This window comes from Bartonella sp. AP40SXNS (genome assembly GCF_042195825.1).
Lineage (GTDB): Bacteria > Pseudomonadota > Alphaproteobacteria > Rhizobiales > Rhizobiaceae > Bartonella.
Map to the genome: position 1 here is coordinate 1 of NZ_JBHIPB010000032.1, position 4,730 is coordinate 4,730.

7 protein-coding genes and 1 pseudogene are annotated in these 4,730 nt (G+C 37.4%); 2 read left to right on the forward strand and 6 right to left on the reverse strand.

All coding sequences use genetic code 11. The features are described from left to right. The first annotated feature begins 72 nt into the window (after positions 1-72). Positions 73-291, forward strand: coding sequence for a hypothetical protein (locus ACFILZ_RS09195; RefSeq protein ID WP_375610970.1), 219 nt, complete (start codon positions 73-75; stop codon positions 289-291). Between the two features lie 8 nt (positions 292-299). Next, the gene (locus ACFILZ_RS09200) at positions 300-1,343 is read left to right on the forward strand and encodes a tyrosine-type recombinase/integrase (RefSeq protein WP_375610971.1); all 1,044 of its coding nucleotides are present in this window, start codon (positions 300-302) and stop codon (positions 1,341-1,343) included. 199 nt (positions 1,344-1,542) lie between these two features. On the opposite strand, the gene ACFILZ_RS09205 is transcribed toward ACFILZ_RS09200, so the two are convergent. The 6 genes and pseudogenes from ACFILZ_RS09205 to ACFILZ_RS09230 all read right to left on the reverse strand — a co-directional run. Continuing rightward, positions 1,543-1,746 carry a helix-turn-helix transcriptional regulator gene (locus ACFILZ_RS09205; protein ID WP_375610972.1) on the reverse strand — a complete coding sequence of 68 codons (204 nt, stop codon included), beginning with the start codon at positions 1,744-1,746 and terminating at the stop codon, positions 1,543-1,545. Positions 1,747-1,818: 72 nt separating this feature from the next. Next, positions 1,819-2,442, reverse strand: coding sequence for a lambda exonuclease family protein (locus ACFILZ_RS09210; protein ID WP_375610973.1), 624 nt, complete (start codon positions 2,440-2,442; stop codon positions 1,819-1,821). Position 2,443: 1 nt separating this feature from the next. Next, entirely contained in the window at positions 2,444-3,253 is an 810-nt protein-coding gene (locus tag ACFILZ_RS09215) for an ERF family protein (RefSeq protein WP_375610974.1), read from the reverse strand. 130 nt (positions 3,254-3,383) lie between these two features. After that, complete coding sequence (locus tag ACFILZ_RS09220) at positions 3,384-3,767, reverse strand: hypothetical protein (protein ID WP_375610975.1); 384 nt, start codon at positions 3,765-3,767, stop codon at positions 3,384-3,386. A gap of 12 nt (positions 3,768-3,779) precedes the next feature. After that, positions 3,780-4,508, reverse strand: coding sequence for a Rha family transcriptional regulator (locus ACFILZ_RS09225; protein ID WP_375610976.1), 729 nt, complete (start codon positions 4,506-4,508; stop codon positions 3,780-3,782). A 14-nt stretch (positions 4,509-4,522) separates the two neighbouring features. Next, positions 4,523-4,730 (reverse strand): annotated as a pseudogene (locus ACFILZ_RS09230) (hypothetical protein); the annotation flags it as partial.

The following is a 4,730-nucleotide window of genomic DNA, read 5'->3' on the forward strand; positions in this document are numbered from 1 at the left end:
CCTTCTTAACACTTTCAAGTCATGCGTGATTCACGAAATGGGTGAATTGCGTCTCAATGTAGGAGAAAAGATATGGCGCCTCGTAAAGCTATCATAACGCAAGCAGACATTGCACGAGCTTTAAGAGAAGCAAAAAAGCAAAAATGCGAACTCATAGAAATCAAACCTACCGGTGAACTGCTTATCTATCTTAAAGCAGATATTCCAATACCAAACTCAACAACACACCCAGACAAACTTTTAGATTTGTCAAAGAATGAATATTACGAAATCGCACTCTCTAAGATGTAAAATTGATCATGCCAAAACCACGCCCTCCTCATCTCGTTAAACAAATTACCCAACATGGCAAAATCGTATGGTATGTACGTATTGGTCATGGAAAACGTATTAGAATACGCGGAACTTATGGAACACAAGAGTTTGTTGACAACTACAAAAGCGCACTTGCCGAATTACAAGGCATAATCCCTCCAAAACCGAAAATCGGCAAACTGATTGAAGGTTCATTTGCATGGCTGCTTAAACAATATTTTAACAGCGTTCATTGGCATAGCCTTGCTAAAGCTACGAAAAGACAAAGAGAACTCATCCTTATGAAGGTATGCGACTCCATAGGGAACATTCCATACCAAGCAATTGAAAAAAAGCATATTATAGCCGGTGTTGAACGACGTAAAGAAAAACCATCAGCTGCTCAAAATTTTGTGAAAGCCCTTAATGGGCTTTTTAATTGGGCAATTGACCAAGGTCTTTTGGAAAATAATCCAACAATAGGAGTAAAAAGACCAGCTCTTATAAATAAAGAGGGATTTGCCGCTTGGACAGAAGAAGATGTTGAAAAATATTACCAACGCTGGTCACATGGTACCCATGAACGCGTTTGGATTGATGTTCTTTTGTATACGGGGTTGCGTCGTGGTGATGCTGTTCGCATTGGTTGGAAAGACGTAAAAGATAATATCATTCATCTCAAAACAGAAAAAAGCAAATTCCAAACAGATGTTTTTCTACCCATTTTGCCTGAATTAGCAGAAACCTTTAAAATTGGTCCTATTGGAAATGAAACATTTATTTGCGGGAAAAATGGAAATAAGCTTGTTAAAGAAAGTTTTGGCAACCTTTTTCGTGAGGCTTGTAACGTAGCAGGCATAAAAAAATCAGCCCATGGCTTAAGAAAATTAGCAGCAACACGCGCCGCTAATTCAGGTGCAACAGTATCACAACTCAAGGCAATTTTTGGATGGACAGAAGATAAAATGGCATCTCTCTACACAAAGAGCGCAGATCGCAAAAGGTTAGCTATAGAGGCTATAAAAAAACTACAAAAAAATGAGGGATAATGCTATAAAAAGTATAATGGAATCAATAATCATAAGTTTCCCTCGTATTATAATAACTCATTTATTTTATTTAAAATTATTGGAACGCGTCTGGGCACCACTTTTTGTTTTTAGTATTTGAAATATATGGATTTTTTTCTCTAAATAACCATTTGCAGACCACCTTTCAGACCACCTCTTGTGGTTTATACAATTTCACTTAATTTGTTGTTATTTCCTCTGTATTTTTCTTTGGAGTGAAGGCTAAGATCTCTCTTTTTCTCCATCTTGCTGCTCTTCCCAGCTTATAAGGTTGGGGAAACTCTCCTTGAAGCACCCAATTGCGAATCGTTGTTGTGGATACACTAAAAAGCTGTGCACACTCACATGTCGTTACATATCTATCTCCATCATCAAATATCATCTCATTACCTTTCTCTTTTTTATATTAATTAAATGGGTGGGAGTGCTGGGAGGAGAGAGCACCCCCATAGATTTAAGCAGCTTTTGTCAAAATCTTTTGCATCTCTTGTTCTATTTCCCCTAAAAAGATTTCGACCGCTTTATTGATCTCTTCAATGTGTTTCTCATCACGATTGACGCGTTTGATTTTCATTCTCAAACCAGTAGATTTGCCTACAAAGTTTGGATTATAGCTCATGAAATCACACCATTTGCGTCCAGTGCATGCCATTTGGAATTGCATCTGTGCGATATATTCAGGCTTGATTTCGTCATAAATAAAAAAACGCAAATGCGTGGTTGATTGTGGACATTTGACTTCTATTAAACCGTCCTCTCCAATCAACCCATCAGGACTAGCCCCCGCCATTTCCATTTTTGGGTGTGGGATAAACCCGCATCTTGTGACTTCTGCGTCATAAATGAATTCATATTCTCTTAAGGCATCTTCTTCATGTTCGATACCCCATTGCATAGCAGGTGTTGTATAAGATTGGCTTATTTCCTCTATTAAGCGTTCTGTCATGAGTTTCGTTTTGTAGTCTTCATATTTGCTGGTAGGCAAGCCTTTAGCTGTCTTACTGAGTACGCTGTAGACATTAGATGCAGTGACTTTACCCAAGCGCGCTTGAAACCACTCTGCTGTCCTTTGTTCCATTTCACACCGCCGTTTCTTGTTGAGTTGGCGCATATTCGATATCTTGTATAGGTGCATCTAATTGCTCTTGTTGTGCTTTATTCATTTGCTTTCGTTGCTTTTTTTTCAAAGAAAACAAAGCGGTTTGTGCTTGTTTAAAAGACATATCTTTTAGATTTTTTACTCCTATGAAAGAGAGAAGCCTACTTTCTTCAGATTGTGTTTTTTTAATTAATTCTTTGATTTCATTCATCTGTTCAGAAGAGATACCCGCAAGAAGTGTTATTCCATCTGTATCGTCTTCTTTTCTTGCAACATTAAGAAGCATGCCTAAGAGATATCTACGTGCGTAGCTTATAGTAGAACCAACCGCTTGTGTGTTATTTTTGCTTCCCGTAGCATCAATGGGAAATGTTCCTTGTGTTGATATTTCATTGCCCGATATATGCTTTAAAGTCATTTCTACAGTTATGTCATTTGAACTCTGGTCTTTGATACGAGAGAACAAGGCAAAGTGATGTTTTGCAAGAGGTTCTTTAATAGCATCAATATATTTATCAAGCGTTGTATAGAGGCTTTTAGTATGTGTATTAATGGCATTTTGTTCGATATTTTTATATTCCACTTGTATAGTAGAAAGATCACGGACAAAGTTTTGACGCTCTTGTCGTTCTATCTCCTTTTCTCGCAATTCAAGAAGACGCTTGAGACGATCCATATCGACATCATTTTCTAGAGCTCTTTCTAAAATAAGCTCCATAGCTGTAGGTTTGATTTCACAATCGTTCGTTTTTTCCACTAATTCCGTTTGTGTGGTATTTAGTTCACTCATCTTGTTTTCCTCCATTGCGCGCAATTCCCTCGTGGCGTGAATCACGCATGTGTTAAAAATGGTTGTTTGGTTGTTAGAAACGGCTTATAGAGATAATATAAGATTAGTAGTTCGTATCTTTCTCCATGGTTTATTGCCTCTCGCCCGTTGTGATAGTTTCATCATTGATGATCTCTGCGTTTCCATGAATAAATGCATAACCATAGATTTTGGCATTTCCCCCAACTTTTTCTCTGATGGAAATCAATGGACTGTCATAAATTTTAGCATTTCCACTAATAAATGCACCACCGGAAACTTGTGCATTTTCGTAAACCTTAGCATCATCATAAACACAAGCATAATCCCCAATCCAGCAATTGCCATCATAACTTAGATTGTTTTCATTCTCTATAAAGCCGCCAAGATCACCTTTTTTAACATCTCCAAAGTCTTTTAATGCATGGATACAGTAAAGCGTTATTCTATCAACTTTAATTGTCTCATCAGTCAGTTCGTATTTCTTTTTTATCATAATAACCTCCTCTTAATGCATGCTTTGTCTTTTAAGCTCTTGAGACAGTACACCAATGCCTTTTGCTGTGATTTTTGCGCAAGGAATGACCTTTTCTATTCCACTTACAGTTTGAAGTGTGATGGTTGGACAATCCATAAGTTTCTTTTGGATTTTGTCTTGATAAGGTAGCAAATTTCCACCTGCTACTCGTCTGTAACCCCAACCTTTTTGCTGTAAGAATTGAATGAATTGTTTTGGTTGCATCTCGAGTATTTTAGCGGCTTCTGTAAGACCGAAGAGTCCATCATGGCCCTGTAAGCTTTCAAGAGCCATGGCTTTTGGTGTTAAATCTTCAATGATGGTGTCTTTTTGATCTATTTGACCTTGTAGGTAATTCAAGAAGCCAATCATAGCCTTTGGACTTGAATAGTCGATTTGTGGTGTTACAGCTTGCTTTTCCAACTCTTGCCAACGGTCTATAATCCTAGCACATAATGTCATGCTGTAACCAGAAACTAAAATGAGGCATTCACGTTTAGGAAGGTTGTAACAGTTTTGAGGCTTACCCTGTTTATCTAAATAGGTGGATCCAAATTTGGATTGCCCCCCTTCAGGATATAATTCTCCTAACATTTGTCGAATATCACGCATAATATGCGCATGTTGCTTACCGCATAACTCTGCAATTTCACGACTAGACATCGTTTGAACTGTTGTGTTTTGAAAATTGTTTTCAGATATTGTAATAAAGTTTCGCATCATCACTTCCTAAATTAATGAAAACACAAGTCTTGGTATAATATTCTGCCATAGTTTCTATGGCGCTCTGCTTTAGCGATTTTCTTTGCTGCGTGAATTTTGAAGTAATGATTATCGGTTTTATCTGTTTCTATTTCAGATTTTAGACAAATCTTCTGTCTGTTCCATTCTTGTTTTGTAAAAACAAAATCCACGCCTTCTTTTAGATCAAACTTTTCAACA

What these genes read in the sequence shown, in the direction of transcription:
- ACFILZ_RS09225 (WP_375610976.1), bottom strand. Translation starts at nt 4,508, where the DNA reads ATGCGAAACTTTATTACAATATCTGAAAACAATTTTCAAAACACAACA.
- ACFILZ_RS09205 (WP_375610972.1), bottom strand. Translation starts at nt 1,746, where the DNA reads ATGATATTTGATGATGGAGATAGATATGTAACGACATGTGAGTGTGCA.
- ACFILZ_RS09210 (WP_375610973.1), bottom strand. Translation starts at nt 2,442, where the DNA reads ATGGAACAAAGGACAGCAGAGTGGTTTCAAGCGCGCTTGGGTAAAGTC.
- ACFILZ_RS09215 (WP_375610974.1), bottom strand. Translation starts at nt 3,253, where the DNA reads ATGAGTGAACTAAATACCACACAAACGGAATTAGTGGAAAAAACGAAC.
- ACFILZ_RS09220 (WP_375610975.1), bottom strand. Translation starts at nt 3,767, where the DNA reads ATGATAAAAAAGAAATACGAACTGACTGATGAGACAATTAAAGTTGAT.
- ACFILZ_RS09200 (WP_375610971.1), top strand. Translation starts at nt 300, where the DNA reads ATGCCAAAACCACGCCCTCCTCATCTCGTTAAACAAATTACCCAACAT.
- ACFILZ_RS09195 (WP_375610970.1), top strand. Translation starts at nt 73, where the DNA reads ATGGCGCCTCGTAAAGCTATCATAACGCAAGCAGACATTGCACGAGCT.